The organism is Kitasatospora sp. NPDC089509 (assembly GCF_044749365.1).
In the GTDB taxonomy this organism is placed as follows: domain Bacteria; phylum Actinomycetota; class Actinomycetes; order Streptomycetales; family Streptomycetaceae; genus Kitasatospora.
On record NZ_JBIVHS010000028.1, the window covers coordinates 118,705 to 135,410 of the forward strand.

The following is a 16,706-nucleotide window of genomic DNA, read 5'->3' on the forward strand; positions in this document are numbered from 1 at the left end:
CCCGGCCTTCGGCCGGAGGACGCCCCACCGCAGTGGCTCCCGCCTCCGCCTTGCGATGCACGCCCCCCCCGACGCCGCGCGCCGATCCGACGCGAAGCGTCGGACACCCCCTGAGCCCGTCCGCCGCCGTCCGGGCCGGCGGGCCGTCAGGAGGCGGACGGGTGGATGCCCTCGGCGACGAGGGCGGCCAGGGTGAGGTGGGCGCGGCGGGTGCGGGGGTGCAGGCGCGCGGGCTCGAAGACGCCGCCGAGGGCGAGGTGTTCGTCGAAGGGCAGCACGACGGCGCCCCGGCAGCGGCGGCCGAAATGGTCCAGCAGGTCGTCGGCGCCGACGGTGCGCCCCTTGGCCCGGACGCCGGAGATGGCGGTGACACTGCGCCGGGCGAGGTCCTGGTAGCCGTTGGCACACAGCCAGTCCAGGGTGGTGTCGGCCCCGGCGGCGCCGTCGATGCTGGTGGTGGCGGTGATGACCAGTTGGTCGGCGAGGTCGAGCACGGCACGCATGGAGCCGTGCAGCAGCCCGGTGCCGCAGTCGGCCAGGACGATCGGGTACTGGCGGCTGAGCAGTTCGACCAGGCGCCGGTAGTCCTCGCCGTCGAAGGCGTCGGCGACGGTGGGGTCGGCGTCGTTGGCCAGCACCTCCAGGCCGCTGGGGGTCAGCGAGGTGAAGCGCCGGATGTCCATGTAGCCGGTGATCGAGGGCGCGGCGGCCAGCAGGCCCTGGACGGTGGCCGCACCCTCGCGGCGGATGCGCCGGCTCAGGGTGCCGGTGTCCGGGTTGGCGTCGACGGCGACGACTTTGTCGGCCCGGGTCTCGGCGAGGACGGACCCCAGGCCCAGCGTCGCGGAGGTCTTGCCGACGCCGCCCTTGAGGCCGATGACCGCGATCCGGAAGGAACGGTGCAGCGGGGTGCGGATGAGGGCGGTCAGCCGTTCCCGCTCGCGCTGCTCGCCCCGGCCGAGCAGCCGGCCGAGCCGGGCGGGGGCGGGGGTTGGGGCCTGAGTGGGGGCCGGGGCGAGGGGCGCCGGGGCGGTGTACGGGACGGCGGCGGGGGCCGGGGCCGGAGCGGCCGGAACCGGTACGGGAGCCGGTACCGGCAGCGGCGCCGGCGCCGGTACGGCCGGGGCGGGCCGGGCCTGCGGGGGGATGAGGACCGTCCCCAGGGCGTCCAGCGGCCGCTGCCAGTCCGGCCCGGCCGGCCGGGCCGGGGGCAGGAGCGCGTAGTCGGGGGAGAGGTCCCGCTCCGGGCCCGGGCCCAGCCGCCGCACCTGCTCGATGACCGCGTGCTCCGCCGTCACGTTCCGCCTCCTGTCGCCGCGTCGGCCCCGGGCCGGTGCCGTCCACTTCCCCCTTCGGCACAACGGCCCGGACCCGCCGCGCCGTTCACCCCGCCCGGTCACGTCACGTCACGTCACGGCAGCGGCAGTGCGGCGGCGCCGGCGACCAGGGCGGGCAGCTCGCGCATGTCGTCGAAGGTGCGGGTGCCCGGCCCGGCCAGCCAGGCGGCCGGGGTGAGGCCGCCGTGGAAGCCGAGCGAGCGCATGCCGGCCGCGCGGGCGGCGGCCACCCCGTACTTGCTGTCCTCCACCACCAGGCAGGCGGCCGGCTCGACCCCCGCCGCGGCGGCGGCGTGCAGGAACAGGTCGGGGGCGGGCTTGCCGGCCGCGACGTCCTCGGCGCTGAAGATCCGCCCCTCGAAGCGGGGCAGCAGCCCGGTCCGCCCCAGGGTGGCACGCAGCCGGGAGTGCCCGCTGGAGGAGGCGACGCAGTCGCGCACCCCGGCCCGCTCCAGCTCCGCCAGCGCCTCCACCACCCCTTCCACCGGGGCGAGTTCGGCGGCGAACGCCTCGTCGTACAGGTGCTGGTAGGCCCGCTCCCAGCCCGGTTCCAGCGGCACGCTCGCACGGGCGGCGAGCTCGGCGGTCATGTACGCGTGGGTGCGGCCGACGAAGCGCTCCACGATCTCCGCCTCGGACAGCGGCCAGCCGATCGCGGCCGCCACCCGGGCGTCCACCTTCACCGCCACGCGCTCGCTGTCCAGCAGCACGCCGTCGCAGTCGAAGATCACCAGTTCGATGGGTACGGGCATGATCCACACCCTAGAACCCCTGGCACGGCCCCGCCGCGCCGTCACTCCCGGGCGAGCAGCACCGGCAGCGAGCGGTGCCCGTTGGAGATCAGCGAGTCCACCGGCTCCAGCTCCACCCCCGGCAGCAGCACCAGGTGCGGGAAACGCTCGAACAGCGAGCGCAGCGCCGTACGCGCCTCCGTGCGGGCCAGCGGCGCGCCGAGGCAGAAGTGCGGGCCGTACCCGAAGGCCAGGTGGTCCTTCACCGGCCGCAGCACGTCGAAGACCGCACCCTCCGCCCCGTAGCGCACCGGGTGGCGCCCGGCCGCCGCGTAGGAGGCCAGGATCGCCTCCCCCCGGCGGATCACCACCCCGCCCGGCAGCGCGATGTCCTCCACCGCGTACCGCAGCGGCAGGTGCGCCACCGGCGCCTCGCAGCGCAGCGCCTCCTCCACCACGTCCTCCCAGCCCGCCTTGCCCGAGCGCACCAGGTCCAGCTGCTCGGGGTGGGTCAGCAGCAGCGTGATCGCGTTGTCGATGAGGTTGACGGTGGTCTCGTAGCCGGCCGACACGATCAGCAGCAGGGTGTCCCGCAGCTCCTCCTCGGTGAGCGCCCCGCCGTCGCCCTCGGTGTCGCGCACACCGATCAGCAGCGAGGTCAGGTCCTCGCCCGGCTGCGCCCGCTTGGCCGCGATCAGCTCCTCCAGCATGGCGTAGAAGGCGGCCGCGTTGGCTGCGGCCTCCTCGGGGCCGAGCACGGTGGAGAACACCCGGTCGACGTGGTGGCGGAAGCGGTCGCGCAACTCGACCGGCAGGCCGAGCAGTTCACCGATCACCTGGATCGGCAGCGGGTAGGCCAGGCGCTCGCGCAGGTCCACGGCGGTGCCGGCCGGGGTCTGGGCGATCGCGTCCAGCAGCCCGTCCGTCAGCTCCTGGATCCGTACCGTCATCGAGCCGATCTGGCGGGCGGTGAACGCGGCCCCCACCAGCCGGCGCAGCCGCCGGTGGTCGGCGCCGTGCGCGGTGAACATGTTGCGCGCCTCCACCCACAGCCCCAGCGGCCAGCCGGGCACCAGCCGCTCGAAGTCCGGCCAGTGCTGCCGGCCGTCCTTGGACACCCGCGGGTCCCGCAGCAGCTCCTCCAGCAGCAGTGGGTCGGCCACCGCCCAGGCCGGCACCCCGAGCAGGTCCACCGGGGTGGCCGGCCCGCGCGCGAACAGCTCGGCGCTCTCCGCGTTCCGGGCCCGCCCGGTGGGGTCCAGCACCAGGCGCCGCCCCATCGGGCACCGGGCGTCGGGCGGGGTCAACTGGTCGTCCACGAGGGCTCCTTCGGGCGAGGGTCGGGGTCGCACGCTGTGCTTCCGGGACGAGGATGTCCCGCCCCGCCCGCCCCCGTCGAGACCGCCTGTCGGCGCCGCCCCCTACCCTTGCCGCCTGTGACCGACCCTTCCACCGCCCCCGTGACCGACCCTTTCACCGCTCCCGTGGCCGACCCGCCGCAGCACCTCGACCGCGTCGACGCACTCCTCGCCGACCCCCACCCCTACACCCCGGCCGACACCGACCACGCCACCGGGCACGCCGGCCCCGGCTACCGGGTCGAGGAGCTGTACGTCAGCCGCGACTTCCGGCACGACGAGGAGGACCGGCAGGCCTGCGAACGCGAACACGACCTGGCCGAGGCCCGACTCGCCGCCCTGGCCGAGGTGCTCACCGCACGCTGGGGCAGCCCGCACACCGTCGACCTGTTCTCCTACCTGCGGGCGGGCTACGACTGGGAATGCGCCGCACGCCCCGTCCCCGAACCGCTGGCCCTGCTCAGCTGCAAGGCCGTCACCCTGCACGTCTGGCCCCTGCCCGACGGCGGAGCCGGCCCGCGCTGGCTCGGCCTGAGCGTCGGACAGGAGGACAAGGAACTGCCCGTCGTCCTGTCCGCCGCCCTCGCCGACGGCCCCGTCCCGGCCCCCACCGCGCCGTCGGAGCCGGAAGCCTCCACCAGGGCCCCGGCGAGCGGCACTTCCTGATGGCCTGGGTCCGGCTACCCGGGCCCGGCCCGCCGCCTCGCCTGACGGCCGGTGAACCCGGGGCCGGGGAAATCGGATGACCGCGGCGGCGGCCGGCTCCGACAATGGGGCATGTTGATCGATCACTGGCCCCTGCTGGGCCTGCGGCTGAACACCCCCCGCCTGGAGCTGCGGCTGCCCGGCGACGACGAGCTGGCCGAGCTGGCCGCCCTGGCGGCCGAGGGCATCCACGCCCCGGACCGGATGCCCTTCCTCGTGCCGTGGACCGACCTTCCGCCCGCGCAGCGGGCCCGTTCGGTGGTGCAGCACCACTGGTTGTGCCGGGGGACGTGGTCGCCCGAGGACTGGGCGCTGAACCTGGCCGTGTTCGAGCACGGCCGGGTCGTCGGCCTGCAGACCGTCTCCGCCCGGGACTTCGCCGTGCTGCGGGAGGTGGGCACCGCCTCCTGGCTCGGCGCGCGCCACCAGGGGCAGGGGATCGGCACCGAGATGCGGGCCGCCGTCCTGCACCTGGCCTTCGCCGGCCTGGACGCGCTGGAGGCCACGTCGGGGGCCTTCGAGGACAACGCCTCCTCGTTCAACGTCTCCCGCCGGCACGGCTACGAACTCGACGGCACCGAGCGGCGCGTGGTCCGCGGCCGGCCCGCGACCAAGCGGCGCCTGCGGCTGACCCGCGCCCGCTGGGAGGAGCACGCGCAGGTGCCCGTCTCGATCAGCGGCCTGACGCCCTGCCGGCCGATGTTCGGACTGCCCGAGGACGACGGCCCGTTCCCCGCGGCTACGACGGCTACGCCGTGAGCGCCAGGCGCCAGTTGTTGGAACGTATGGGGTGGCCCGGCGGGTACTCGAACTCCACCTCGCCGAGCAGCTCGAACCCCGCCTTGCGGCACACCGCGTTCGAGGCGTCGTGCCGCACCGACGGGAAGGCGTGCAGCCACGGCAGCGCGCCCTCCCGCCCGGCCCGCCGGGCGCACAGCAGCAGCGCCCGCACCGCGAGCCCCCGGCCCTGGTACTCGGGCAGCACCGCGTACCCGGTCTCGTACACCTGCTGCCCTTGCCAGGCGTGCGGCCAGTACCCGACCGACCCGGCCGGCTCGCCGTCGAGCATCAGCAGGAACATCCGCTCGTCCGTCATCGCGAGGTAGCGCTCGTGCCGGCGCCGTATCTGCTCGGCGCTCTCCACCCCGCCCAGGTGCTCGGTCAGTTCGGGGGTGTTCTGGCGGTGCAGCACGTCCAGGCCCAGCGGGTCGGACCAGGGCGCGAGGGTGAGGGCGAGGGAGCCGTTCGTCATGGCCCGCACGCTAGCGCGGGGGTCTGACAACGCCGGGCGGAGTGCTCAGGGGGCGAAGATCAGGCGGAAGACCTGGTTGTGGATGAAGAACCCGCCGGGCTGGCCGGGGATCGGCTGGAGGTTGAAGGTCTCGGCGAACTGCAGCGGCTTGTCGAAGGCGTTGTCGACGGCGAGGCTGCCGGTGACGGCGACCAGGACCCCGTCGCCCGGGGCGGGCTGGGCGTCGCTGCTGCCCACCCGGTGCTTGACGACGGCGAGTTCGGGCTTGGTCAGGGTGGCGGTGATGGCGGCCTGACCCTGGACCTGGGCGCTCTCCCAGGTGAGCATCGACTCGGGCCGGTACAGGGCGGCGAGGTTCTGACGGGCCGTCAGGCCGCCGTCGAAGGTGGTGTAGTAGTGCTGCACGAAACTGTTGGCAATGCCGGCGAAGTCCATGGCCGGACGCTAGCGGCGGTCCGGTCCGGGCTTCCGGCGGATGAAATGATGATCACCCGTACGGGTGATCGAGGTTTACGGGCCCCTCCAGCGGCGCCAGCAGCACCCGGTGGGTGCTCTCCAGCAGCGCGGTGACCCGGTAACGCCCGGTGTGCCCCGGTGGCGGCGCTCCGGCGGCCGGGTGGCCGACCCGGGCCCAGGCCTCGCCGAAGGTGACGGTGTACCAGTGGTTCCCGGGGCCGGCGGAGGTGACGGTCGCCGTCACGGTCGAGCCGACCGGGTGACGCGCCCGGATCCGCTGCCACTGTTCCTCGGGGGAACGCCCGGTGCGCGGAGTCCGGGGCGTGCAGGGCGGGGTCCAGCGGCCAGAGCCTGATCTGCCACCGGCCGGTGAGGCGGTTGTGGAGGCGGCTCAGGACCTCGAAGTCCGCGACCGTGCCGGCCGGCGGCCACTGGTCGCGGCCGCGCAGGTGCGCGCGGTCGACGAACCCCGGGCAGTCGAACCCCGGGCAGCCGGGGTCCGGATCGCCCGGCGGCGCGAGGTCGACGAAGACGCCGATGGACGGCCCGGGGTGCGGCCGGACGCGGCCGCGCAGCCGGGCGCCGAGCGGGAAGCGCCGCAGCAGCGCGTCGATGTCCGAGGGGCGGGTCACCCCGCCACTGTGCCACCGGTGGGTGCGGGGGAGGGGAGGGAGCGGGAAGTCGGCGGGGACGACTTCCCGCTCCGGTCGGGGGGAGGGGAGCGGGCTCGGCCGCAGGGCACGGTGCGGTCGCTCGGGCACCAACCGTGCCAGTCGGGCGCCCCGGCGAGGAGGGGGACGGGCCCGGCGCACCCGTGTGGGTGATGGGCGGTGCGCCAAAGTGCGGGGGCGGGTTTGCGGCGTGGGAAGTCGGCCGGTCCGACTTCCCACGCCGGGGCCGGGGGCGCCATCGCGCCGCGCCGGCCCGCGCCTGCCCGCGCCGGCCCCGGCCCGGGTGTCGGGGTGCGCCCCGATCCGGCCGGAACCGGATGCCGGACCGGTACGAACGGTCTTGACCTCAAGCCGACTTGAGCTCCTACGGTGACGGCATTCCGAACGAACGACCGAACGAACGAACGGTGACGTGATGCTCAAGGAGTACCCGCACGAGGTCCTGGCAGCCCAGCCCATCGGTGCGTGGACCGGGGAGGTGTACCGCCGGGTGGTGGGAGGCCTGCGCGAGCAACTGGCGGTGGAGGGCCTGACCCAGCCGCACTGGTGGACGCTCAACCACGCCGCCGGCGCCCCCGGCCACTGGACCCGCGCCACCCTGGTCGAGCGGCTGGCCCGCTACGAGGACCTCGGCCTCGACTTCGACGCCGTCTTCGACGACCTCGCCGCCCGCGGCTGGCTGCTGGAGGATGCGACGACCGGCGGCATGTCCCTCACCGAGCAGGGCGAGGCGGCCCGGTTGCGGGCCCGGGAGCGCAACCACCGGGTGCTCCGGCGGGCCCAGGAGGGTGTGGACGAGGCCGAGTTCGTGACCGCGGTCAACGTCCTGCGCCGCATCACCGCCAACATGGGCGGTGACGGCGACCTGCCCGCCTGAGCCATCGAATGTCGACGTTCATCGAACAATTGCCCGCATGGTGATCTAGTGTCAGTTGCGACCGATCGAACGAATGTCGGAGGAGATCCATCATGCTCAAGCGCATCGCCGTCGGTGCTGCCGCCGCCGCCCTGCTCGCCCTCGGCAGCGGCCAGGCCTTCGCGGACACCTCCTGGGGCGACGTCGCGCCCCAGCACGCCACGCCCGCCACCACCGCCTGGGGCGATGACGCCCCCGCGGACACCTCCTGGGGCGGCGTGGCCCCCCAGCAGGCCACGCCCGCGACCACCGCCTGGGGCGACGTGACGCCCGCGAACACCTCCTGGGGCTGGGGCACCCCCGCCGGCCAGTAACACCGGCGCCCTCCCCGGGCCCCGTCGCACCGCCCGGTGCGGCGGGGCCCCTCGGTGCGGTGGGGGCCGGACCCTGCGGGCGCGTACCAAATCGAAGTGCGCGTCGGGTTCGCGCGCCGTGGATGCTCCCCCTGCGCTCTGGTGCGGGCGGTGCGGATCGACAACGCTGGGGCAGGGCCGTGTCCATGACGACCCGGCCCCGCTGTCGGCCCTCGGACCGTTCAGGAGTGCGGAAGGCGTATGCCCCAGGACGTCGAGTTCACGATGCCCGTCGAGAGCCGGGTCAGCCCGGAGCTGGACCGCGCCCGCCGGCGCCACCTGGACTGGGTCCAGGCCTCGGGGCTGGTGACCGGCGACGAGGCCCTCCACCGCTACGAGGCCTCCCGGGTGGCCGACAGCGCCGCGTACGGCTTCCCGGAGGCCGTCGGCGCGGACCTCGACCTCTGCTTCGACCTGCTCGGCTGGCTCTTCCTCTTCGACGCCCGGTTCGACCCGCGGTCCGACGCCCGGCCCGGCACCCCGTCCGACCCCCCGTGCGACACCCCGAACAGGCGCACCGACGCCGCGATCGCCGTCTGCCAGGACCTGGTGGGCCTGCTGCGCTGGCCGAAACCGCCGGCGGCACCCGCCCGGCCCGTCGTCGCCGCCTTCGCCGACTGCTGGCGGCGGATGGGCCGCGGCAGGTCCGAGGAGTGGCGCCGGCGCACCGCCCACGACTGGGTCGACTACCTGGCCGGCTGGCCCACCCGGATCGCCGACCGGGCGCACGGAGTCCCGCCGGACCCGGCCGCCCACCTGCGCGCCCGCCGCCGCACCATCGGGGTGCGCCCGCTGCTCGCCCTGGCCGAACGCGTCGGGGACTTCGAAGTCCCGCTGCTGGCCTGGCACTCCACCCACCTTGAAGGGATGCGGATCGCCGCCTGCGATGCGGTCGTCGCGATGAACGAGATCCACTCGCTGGAGAAGGACGAGGCCCGCGGCTTCCCCAACCTCGTGCCCAGCCTGGTGCACCACCGCGGCCTGTCCCGGGCCGAGGCCGTGCGGCAGGTGTGCGGGACGGTCGAGCGCTCGGTCGCCTCCTTCGTCGAGCTGCGCGCCGGACTCCCGCAGCTCGAACAGGCCCTCGGCGCCGGGCGGATGCCCGAACTCGCCCGGTACGCCGACGCCCACGCCGCCTGGATCCGCGGCTACCACGACTGGGGCCGGGCCGCCCCGCGCTACACCGCCCCGGCCGGCCCGGAGAACCTGGGCCCGGAGAACCTGGGCCCGGAGCACCTCGGTCCGGAGCACCTCGGTCCGGAGAACCTCGCCGCACCGCAACCGAACTGACGTCAGCGCTGTTGCGGGCATCCCCCTATCATGGGCGCGCTCCACACATCATGATCACAAATCCAGGGGGACGACACATGACCGCTACCGTCGCCGTGCACGCCGAGCAGCCGTTCCTCGCCCTGCGCAGGGGCACGTTCGGCGTGGAGATCGACGGGGTGCCGGTGGGCGGTGTCAGACAGGGCACCGTCGCCCGCTTCCCGGTGTCGGCCGGGACCCACACCGTCCGGCTCACCGCCTGGGACCGCAGCCGCTCCAACCCGGTGGCCGTGGAGGTCGCGGAGGACCGCGAGTTCCTGGTCACGGGCCGGGGCACCGGACTCGGGTTCGCCTTCCTGGTGCTGCCGCTGGCCCGCGCCGCCATGGTGCCCTGGTACTACGTCGTCCCGGTCGGGCTGCTGATGATCGCGGTGTTCTGGAGCGTCCCCGGCCTGCTGTTCCGCCTGCGGGCCGTCGGCGACTCCGCCCTCGGGGAAGCCCGGGAGGTCGGACCCGCCGAGCAGGAACCCGCCGGCGCGGCGCCCGACGGCAACGGCCTGTGGTGGGAGTCCGACCCGGCCCTGGCCGAGCGCCTGCGCAAGAACGCCGACTCCTGAGGAGACCGGCCGGGCCCCGGCCTGGCGGGAACCGCGTAACGCGATATACCGTATCGCGATATAGCGTAAGTCGCGCCAGGACGAGAACGGGGACGGGACACATGCCGGGAGAGATCGCGTCCACCGGAAGCAGCACCGGGAGCGGCGCCACCAGCACCGCCACCAGCAGCACCGGCCTCGCACTGCGGGCCTCGCACGCCGACCGGGACCGCGTGGTCGCCGCCCTGGGCGTCGCCGCCGGCGACGGCCGGCTGACCGCCGAGGAACTGGACGACCGGGTGGAGGCCGCCCTCGCCGCCCGCACCCTCGCCGACCTGGCCCACCTCACCGCCGACCTGCCCCCGGTGACCGTCTCCCGCACCGGCGTGGTCGCCGAGGGTCGGGACGTCCTGCGGATCGAGCAGAAGTTCACCAAGGCCGAACGGACGGGCAGTTGGGTCCTGCCCCGCCGCCTGGAGATCGCCGCCGAATGGTGCAACGTGACCCTGGACTTCACCCAGGCCGTGCTCACCCACGACACCCTGGAGGTCGACGTCGACATGCAGGGCGGCAACCTCACCCTGATCGTCGGCCCGGGCATCGTGGTCGACCCCTACGGCCTGGTCCTGGAGTTCGCCAAGGTCAAGGGCCACCAGAGCCCCGACCCCGACCTCCCGCCCCGGCTGCGCATCGAACTGGTCGGGAAGAAGAGCTTCGGCCGCATCGCCGTCCGCCACCCCCGCCGCCGACTGCTCGGCCGCTCCGGCGCGGCCTGACCCGCACACGGCGTGAACCGCACGCCGCGTGAAGCGCACCCAGGACGAACGCCCGCATCCTGGGCCCGAGTCCGCTCAGGTCCCCGCGGCCTCCTCCGCCGCCACCCCGTCCACGAGCACCCGCCGACTGGCCCTCATGAACACGATGTAGGCGGCCCGCAGTTCCTTCACCGCCGTCCGCATGGACGCCACCGCACGATCCCGGTCGCTCCCAGAGGGCAGCGCACCGGGCCCGCCGGCCACCAGCCGCAGGAAGCTCCGCTCGACCTCCTGCAGTGCCAGGCTCAGGGCGTTGCCGGCCTCCGCGACGGTTGTCGGTCCGAGCAGGACCAGCCGGCTGCACGCCGAGTTCAGCACGTCGAACCGCTCGGTCAGGTCCAGTCGTCGCGGCCGTTCGCTCTCCTCGGGTGACGCCAACGACTCATGGACGACCCAGATCATCGGCGTCACCCCGGCGTAGGCGTCCAGCACCTCCCGGTACGCCTTCTGCCGCTCCTGCCGCACCCAGTGCCGGTGCTCGATCGCCGCCTGGTCGACGACCTGCCGCCGGGCGCTCTCCGCGTTCAGCGCCGCCGTGTCCCGCGCGCCCCGAACGGCCGCCCAGCCGCCGACCAGCGACCCGCCGAGTGCCCCGACCATGCCGATGCCGCCCGCGAGGACGGCCGCCCACCCCTGCCCCAGGTCCATCCGTCGACCCTGCCACGGCCGTTGACCCCGGTGGGTCGCCCGCCCCGGGGCGCACGGTGGCGCGGCCGTGGTGTGTGCCGTACGGGGACGCGTCGTTCCCCCGGACCGTGCCGGGGTGCCACGGTCGTCCGGCCGGGGCGGCGGGACGGAACGGCCGACGAGGGCAACGCCCCTTGCCCGCCAGGGCAGTTCGGACGGCGCCCCGCCGCCGTCCCTGCTGCGCCGCGCCCGTAAACCGGTGGCCGGGCGCGGCGGGCCGGGGCGAAGCTGGGCCCCATGACGACAACCTTGATCACCGGGGCCAACAAGGGCCTCGGCCACGAGACGGCCCGCCGACTGATCGCCGCGGGCCACACCGTCTACCTGGGGGCGCGCAGCACCGAGCGGGGCAAGGCCGCCGCAACCGAGCTCGGCGCCCGCTTCGTCCAGCTCGACATCACCGACGACGCGTCGGTCGCCGCCGCTGTAGCCACAGTTGAGGCCGACGGCGGCCTGGACGTCCTGGTCAACAACGCCGGGATCGAGGTCCGTTCACCGCAGGGCGCCGTCATCGGCGCCGCCGAGCTGACCGCCGACGTGCTGCGGGAGGTCTTCGAGACAAATGTGTTCGGCCTGGTCCGGGTGACCCACGCCTTCCTGCCGATGCTGCAGCGCTCCGCCGCCCCGGTCGTGGTCAACGTCAGCAGCGGCCTGGCCTCGCTGGCCCGGGGCGGCCAGGGCTACCCGGGGGCCGCCTACCCGGCCTCGAAGACCGCCGTCAACATGCTCACCGTGCAGTTCGCCAACGCGTTCCCGGCGATGCGGATCAACGCCGTGGAGCCCGGCTACACCGCGACGGACATCAACGGGCACGCGGGCACCCAGACCGTCGAGCAGGGCGCCGAGATCATCGTCCGGATGGCCCGGCTGGGCCCGGACGGCCCGACCGGCGGCTACTTCGACGCGGCCGGCCCGCTGCCCTGGTAGACGGGCGCCGGTACCGGAGCCCGGCACCGGCGCCGTCAGGTCAGGTCAGGCCGCGCGCTTCTGCGCCCACTCGTACAGGCGGTGGGCGCTGTCGCCGAGGCGGGTGGCGTAGAGCGTGTTGGTCGCGCCGCCCGCGAGGTCCTCGCTGGTGGTGGTGACGCCGACGACGGTGCCGGTGCCGGTCCGGGTGTCGAACCGCGCCAGGTGGGGGCCGCCGCTCGCCCCGTGCGACATGTCGCAGGACTCGCCCCACAGCAGCGGGGCCTTGGGGCCCTGCCGGGCCGGTCCGGCGCAGTGGATCATGCGTGATCCGGCGTACTTGGCACTGGGGTTGTTGAGCCGGTCCTTCGGGTAGCCGAAGGTGTGGACGAACTCGCCCTCGGCGGGCTCGGTGAACGCGATGTTCTGGCTTCCCGTGACGTCCGCGATCCGTCGGCCCTCGGCCGAGGGGTTCGCCACCAGGATTCCCGTGTCGAAGCCGGCGACGGCGACATCGGCCGAGGTCGTCGTGCCCGGATCGGCGTCCCAACGGGAGGAGGTGGCCGCCTCCTTGATGCTGAAGCCGCCGAGCGGCTTGGTGCCGTTGCGGTAGCCGGGCACGAAGTAGAGGTTGTGGTTCCACGTCGCGTCGGTGGCGCCGGCCCCGACACCCCTGAGACAGTGCGCCGCCGTGATGACGGTGCTGCGGTTCGCGCTCCTGACGACCGTCGCGGTGCAGCTGCCGTCGTAGCCGTCGGAGAAGGTGAAGAAGAGCCGGCCGACGTTCTTGTCCACCGCTCCGCCGTGCGTCCAGGTGGCCCCGGGGTCCGGGGTGTTCGGGGGGAGCGGCCGCGGGTCGTCGGGCGTGTTGTCGTCCTCGGGCACGGGGGTGATCTCGGGGACCATGGCGCCCGCCAGCTTCATCCGCTCGGGGGTCCAGTAGCCGTCGATCCGGCCGCGCTCCTGGTCGGTCGTGGCGCCGGAGTGCGTGGTGACGGAGTCCCGTTCCGCGGCCAAGGCCGCGGTCGGCAGCAGCACGGCCGCCGTGGTCGCGCTCAGCAGGAGGGCTCCGGCGGCGGCGAGCGTGCGGGGGATCGTTCGGTGGGTGGTGGACATCATCGCCGATCTCGGTTGGGTGCGGTTGGTTTCGAGCACGGCCCGGCCGACGCTTCAGGAGCGTTCGGCGGCCCGGTACAGCGGCTCGGTGATCGCGGAGGTGAACTGCGGGCCGACCAGGTGCCGGGTGCAGGCGGCGTCGCCGGGGGCGCAGACCCGGCCCGAGGAGTCGAAGAAGCCGCCCTGGGTGTTGTCACCCACCACGGTGCCGATCCCGGAGGACGGGTCGAAGTCGGCGATGCGGGGACCGCCGCTGGAGCCGCCGCCCATCACGCAGGGGGCGCCCCACTCGCCCCGGGGCTGCGGGTACTGCGCGGTGCCGGGGTACTCGCGGGTCCGTCCCGTGCAGTGGGCGAGCCTGGCCCCGGTGTACTCGGGCAGGCCCGCGCGGGTGGGATCGCCCGCGGCCTGGCGCGGGTAGCCGAACTGGTGGACCGACGCGCTGCCCGGCCGGTCGAAGCCGATGCGCTGGGCGGCGCCGACGGCGTCCTGCACGCGTCGGCCGGCGGCGTCGGCGTTCAGGACCAGGAACGCCTGGTCGTACGCGTTGTACTTCAGGGCGTTCTGCTCGTCGTTGAGGAGCCAGGTGGCGTCGGCGACCCCGGCGCGGGCGACGAACGTGCCGTACGGCGCGAGACCGTCGTGGTAGCCCGGGACGAACATCTCGTTCGCCAGCCACTCGTCGTTGTCGCCGAGGAGGTCGGGGCTGTTGACGCAGTGTCCCGCCGTGACGACGGTGCTGCGGTTGGCGCTGTTGACGACGGTCGCGGTGCAGCTCTCGTCCTCACCGTGGTTGGTGAAGAAGAGCCTGCCCACGGTCCTGCTCAGGGTGTCGGAACCGGTCCACGGGGCGCCGTCGGGAGCGCTCTTGGGCGGATTGCTCGACGACGGCGTGGTCAGGGCGGCCATCCGCGCGGGCGTCCAGTAGTCCAGGACGGCCTGCTGCTGCGCGGCCGTGACCGCCTCCGGATGGACGACCGCCCGGCCGGTGGCGGCCCCGGCCGGCGCTGCGGCGCCTGCGGCCCCTGCGGGTGCGGCCAGCGCCGTGCTCGCTGCCCACACGAGCGCCGTCAGGACGGCTGGTCCGCGCGCTCGGATCCTGTTGTGGCTACGGGTACTTGGCATGCGTGGAACCGTAGGGGCGGGACGTCAGGGTCCCGCCTCAGGAGGGTTCCATCCGTCCATCGGTGACATCAGATTCCTGTAACAAGCGTTGCATCCGTGTTCCGGCGGTCCGGAGTGGTCCGGCGAAATCGGGAGGCGTCACGGGCGGGCGATGGGCAACACTGCACCGGGTGATCACGATGCAGCCGGTCCTGGAGACCCGCGCCCGCGACGGCTTCGACCTGTGGCCCGTCGCCGCGACCGAACCGACCGGCTTCCTGCCCTTGGGCGGCGGGCTCTCACCCGTCGACGTCGGGACGGCGGTGATGTGCATCGCCGGCTGGAACGCCGGCGAACCCGACGACGGGCCCGACGATCCGCTCGGTGCCTTCCTGCACGGGCTGCTGACCGCCGAACTCCCGTACGCGGCAGGCGGCCTGCGGGTCGTCGACGAGTCCACGGGCATCACGTTCCGGCCCGGCTGCTGCGACGGCCTGGAGGACTGGCGCGACTGGCACCGGCTCGTTGACGGCGGCGGTGGCGGCCTGCTCGGTTACGGCCACGAGCCGGAGTCGGCGGTCGCCGAGCGCCTCGGCGACGTCGTCCGGCTCACGGTCGACGCCGAGCGGGGCGACAGCCCGGTGATCGAACTTCCCGTCACCGAGCTGCGCCGCCTGCTCGCGGGTGCCGAGCGCGAGTTGGTCGACTTCGTGGCGCTGGCCGCCGACTGGGCCGCGCGGCACCTGCCGCCGGGTCACCGGGCGCCCGTCGTCGCGGCCCTGGCCCGGGTCCTCGACCTGCCGGCGCCGCCCAAGAGGTAGCGCGGAGTGGGAAGTCGGATGGGCCGACTTCCCACTCCGCCCACGGGGTCAGAGCCGGTCGAGCAGCCAGTTCGCGAGAACGGGCGAGACGTGGCTGTGCTCGGTGTTCTCGGTGTCGAAGCCGACCTCGCCCAGGTGGAAGTCGTCGGGGCCCTGGTCGAGGAGGGGCAGCTTCGGGTCGACGTCCCACACGATCGGGTCGTACTTGAACGCGGAGGCGCTGACCGCCGGGACGAAGGCGCCGCTGCGGTACTCCTCGCCGATCTCGGCCTTGAGCGCGTCCGCGACCAGGCCGAAGGACTCCAGGGTGCCGCCGGGCACCCCGTCCAGGGCCGGGACCTCGGTGGTGGTGGAGCGGCGCAGCTCGCCGAGGATGTGCATGCCGCCGACCGGCTGCCCGGTGCCCCGGTCGGGCTGGAAGCGGGCGGTGGCGCTGGCGGTGTTGAACGCCGCCTTCCAGTCGAAGGCGATCTCCCCGGCCGGCAGCGGGCGGCCGACGCCGTCGCCGCGCCCGTTGGCGAGGCCGAGCAGGCGTGGGCGCTGCGGGAAGTTGCCGAGGTCGGCGAGCTCGTCGACGAACTCGGTGCGCAGCTCGCTGGCGGTGGCGACCTCACCGGAGTACTTGGCGTCCGGTACCCAGGCCCAGAGCAGTTGCTGGGCGGCCTCGCTGCGGATCAGGTCGGCCTGGGAGGGCTTGCCGGGCTCACCGGGCGCGAGCGTCTCGAAGAAGTACGCCATCTGCTGGAGGATCAGCGGGATCCAGGCGCCGTTGTGCGGGGAGTCCCAGGACAGGTAGGTGTCGGTCTGGTGGTTGATGTCGTCGTGCTCCATCTTGGTGAGCGCGTAGCGGGTGATGATGCCGCCCATGCTGACGCCGCCGACGGTCAGCCGGGCGTCGCCGAGGCGTTCGGCGATGGCGCGCTCGATCGCCTTGGCCGCGAGGTCGGCGTTGTGCTGGATGCGGGTGTGGCGCCGCTCGAAGCCGATCAGGACGATGTCGTGGCCGCGGGCGAGGAGTTGGTCGAACAGGCCCGGAGTGCCTTCCTGGTACGGGGTGTTGAAGTGCTCGAAGAGGGCGGGGAGGTCGCTCTTGCCGTAGTTGAAGCCGTCGGCGAAGAGGAACGGCTTCTCCAGGTGGGTGCGGCCGTCCGCGTAGTAGACGGCGGCCTGGCCGCTCGCGTGGGTGCCGATCAGGTCCCAGGTCGTGTTGGGCGCGCGGTGGCCGGGGGTGCGGGGCTGGGTGGCGAAGAGGACGTCACGGGCGACGCTCGCCGCGAGTTCGGCGTGCTGGGCGGGGGTGGGTTCCGCTTCGGCGGTGCGGAGGGAGGTGGAGACGTCGATACGGGGTGCCACAGCCATGGGTACCGTCCTCGGTCGGGATCGATTTCGTCATCGACCGTAACGGTGTGGTCACTTGGCGCACCATGCGAAGACCGGTAGTGCCCGAAGGTGACCGGGGCGGACCGTTCGGGACCGGAAGACGGCGTCGGGGCCCCCCCCCGCCCCCGGGGGGGGGGGGCCGGGGGGGGGGGGGCGCCCCGGGGGGGGCGGGGGGGGGGATTATAGGGTAGCGCAAAGCGCGGGGGGGGGGGGCGAGAACCAGGGGGTGGGTT

19 protein-coding genes are annotated in these 16,706 nt (G+C 74.2%); 9 read left to right on the forward strand and 10 right to left on the reverse strand.

What is annotated here, in order from left to right; genetic code table 11:
- Positions 1–146 precede the first annotated feature (146 nt).
- From ACIP4P_RS37960 to ACIP4P_RS37970, 3 genes are all read right to left on the reverse strand, one after another.
- The gene (locus tag ACIP4P_RS37960; protein WP_400926855.1) at positions 147–1,298 is read right to left on the reverse strand and encodes a MinD/ParA family protein; all 1,152 of its coding nucleotides are present in this window, start codon (positions 1,296–1,298) and stop codon (positions 147–149) included.
- Between the two features lie 113 nt (positions 1,299–1,411).
- Complete coding sequence (locus ACIP4P_RS37965; protein ID WP_400926858.1) at positions 1,412–2,089, reverse strand: HAD family hydrolase; 678 nt, start codon at positions 2,087–2,089, stop codon at positions 1,412–1,414.
- A 41-nt stretch (positions 2,090–2,130) separates the two neighbouring features.
- The gene (locus tag ACIP4P_RS37970; protein ID WP_400926928.1) at positions 2,131–3,348 is read right to left on the reverse strand and encodes a cytochrome P450; all 1,218 of its coding nucleotides are present in this window, start codon (positions 3,346–3,348) and stop codon (positions 2,131–2,133) included.
- 180 nt (positions 3,349–3,528) lie between these two features.
- Here ACIP4P_RS37970 and ACIP4P_RS37975 point away from each other — a divergent pair, with 180 nt between their 5' ends.
- Complete coding sequence (locus tag ACIP4P_RS37975; RefSeq protein ID WP_400926861.1) at positions 3,529–4,092, forward strand: hypothetical protein; 564 nt, start codon at positions 3,529–3,531, stop codon at positions 4,090–4,092.
- A gap of 111 nt (positions 4,093–4,203) precedes the next feature.
- Positions 4,204–4,890, forward strand: a complete 687-nt coding sequence (locus tag ACIP4P_RS37980) for a GNAT family N-acetyltransferase (protein WP_400926864.1) — start codon at positions 4,204–4,206, stop codon at positions 4,888–4,890.
- Here ACIP4P_RS37980 and ACIP4P_RS37985 read toward each other — a convergent pair.
- The 3 genes from ACIP4P_RS37985 to ACIP4P_RS37995 are packed head-to-tail and all read right to left on the reverse strand — an operon-like array spanning position 4,880 to position 6,083.
- Positions 4,880–5,383, reverse strand: coding sequence for a GNAT family N-acetyltransferase (locus ACIP4P_RS37985; protein ID WP_400926867.1), 504 nt, complete (start codon positions 5,381–5,383; stop codon positions 4,880–4,882). The genes ACIP4P_RS37980 and ACIP4P_RS37985 overlap by 11 nt on opposite strands.
- A gap of 45 nt (positions 5,384–5,428) precedes the next feature.
- On the reverse strand, positions 5,429–5,818 hold the full coding sequence (locus ACIP4P_RS37990; RefSeq protein WP_400926870.1) for a nuclear transport factor 2 family protein: 390 nt from the start codon (positions 5,816–5,818) through the stop codon (positions 5,429–5,431).
- 52 nt (positions 5,819–5,870) lie between these two features.
- The gene (locus ACIP4P_RS37995) at positions 5,871–6,083 is read right to left on the reverse strand and encodes a hypothetical protein (RefSeq protein WP_400926873.1); all 213 of its coding nucleotides are present in this window, start codon (positions 6,081–6,083) and stop codon (positions 5,871–5,873) included.
- 842 nt (positions 6,084–6,925) lie between these two features.
- On the opposite strand from ACIP4P_RS37995, the gene ACIP4P_RS38000 reads away from it, so the two are divergent.
- From ACIP4P_RS38000 to ACIP4P_RS38020, 5 genes are all read left to right on the forward strand, one after another.
- A complete protein-coding gene (locus ACIP4P_RS38000) occupies positions 6,926–7,387 on the forward strand; it encodes a MarR family transcriptional regulator (protein WP_400926875.1) in 462 nt (153 codons plus the stop codon).
- A gap of 92 nt (positions 7,388–7,479) precedes the next feature.
- Complete coding sequence (locus ACIP4P_RS38005; RefSeq protein WP_400926878.1) at positions 7,480–7,740, forward strand: hypothetical protein; 261 nt, start codon at positions 7,480–7,482, stop codon at positions 7,738–7,740.
- 240 nt (positions 7,741–7,980) lie between these two features.
- Positions 7,981–9,069 carry a pentalenene synthase gene (locus ACIP4P_RS38010; protein ID WP_400926881.1) on the forward strand — a complete coding sequence of 363 codons (1,089 nt, stop codon included), beginning with the start codon at positions 7,981–7,983 and terminating at the stop codon, positions 9,067–9,069.
- A 77-nt stretch (positions 9,070–9,146) separates the two neighbouring features.
- Complete coding sequence (locus ACIP4P_RS38015; protein WP_400926884.1) at positions 9,147–9,665, forward strand: hypothetical protein; 519 nt, start codon at positions 9,147–9,149, stop codon at positions 9,663–9,665.
- Between the two features lie 101 nt (positions 9,666–9,766).
- Entirely contained in the window at positions 9,767–10,420 is a 654-nt protein-coding gene (locus tag ACIP4P_RS38020; protein WP_400926887.1) for a DUF1707 domain-containing protein, read from the forward strand.
- A gap of 75 nt (positions 10,421–10,495) precedes the next feature.
- Here ACIP4P_RS38020 and ACIP4P_RS38025 read toward each other — a convergent pair whose 3' ends face one another.
- Complete coding sequence (locus ACIP4P_RS38025) at positions 10,496–11,107, reverse strand: hypothetical protein (RefSeq protein WP_400926890.1); 612 nt, start codon at positions 11,105–11,107, stop codon at positions 10,496–10,498.
- A 276-nt stretch (positions 11,108–11,383) separates the two neighbouring features.
- Between ACIP4P_RS38025 and ACIP4P_RS38030 the strand changes: the two genes are divergently transcribed.
- Entirely contained in the window at positions 11,384–12,073 is a 690-nt protein-coding gene (locus tag ACIP4P_RS38030; protein ID WP_400926893.1) for an SDR family NAD(P)-dependent oxidoreductase, read from the forward strand.
- Positions 12,074–12,118: 45 nt separating this feature from the next.
- On the opposite strand, the gene ACIP4P_RS38035 is transcribed toward ACIP4P_RS38030, so the two are convergent.
- A complete protein-coding gene (locus ACIP4P_RS38035) occupies positions 12,119–13,207 on the reverse strand; it encodes a trypsin-like serine peptidase (RefSeq protein WP_400926896.1) in 1,089 nt (362 codons plus the stop codon).
- A gap of 15 nt (positions 13,208–13,222) precedes the next feature.
- Entirely contained in the window at positions 13,223–14,293 is a 1,071-nt protein-coding gene (locus ACIP4P_RS38040) for a trypsin-like serine peptidase (RefSeq protein ID WP_400926899.1), read from the reverse strand.
- Positions 14,294–14,472: 179 nt separating this feature from the next.
- Between ACIP4P_RS38040 and ACIP4P_RS38045 the strand changes: the two genes are divergently transcribed.
- Positions 14,473–15,093 carry a hypothetical protein gene (locus tag ACIP4P_RS38045; RefSeq protein ID WP_400926931.1) on the forward strand — a complete coding sequence of 207 codons (621 nt, stop codon included), beginning with the start codon at positions 14,473–14,475 and terminating at the stop codon, positions 15,091–15,093.
- 48 nt (positions 15,094–15,141) lie between these two features.
- Here ACIP4P_RS38045 and ACIP4P_RS38050 read toward each other — a convergent pair whose 3' ends face one another.
- Complete coding sequence (locus ACIP4P_RS38050) at positions 15,142–16,452, reverse strand: hypothetical protein (RefSeq protein ID WP_400926902.1); 1,311 nt, start codon at positions 16,450–16,452, stop codon at positions 15,142–15,144.
- Positions 16,453–16,706 lie beyond the last annotated feature (254 nt).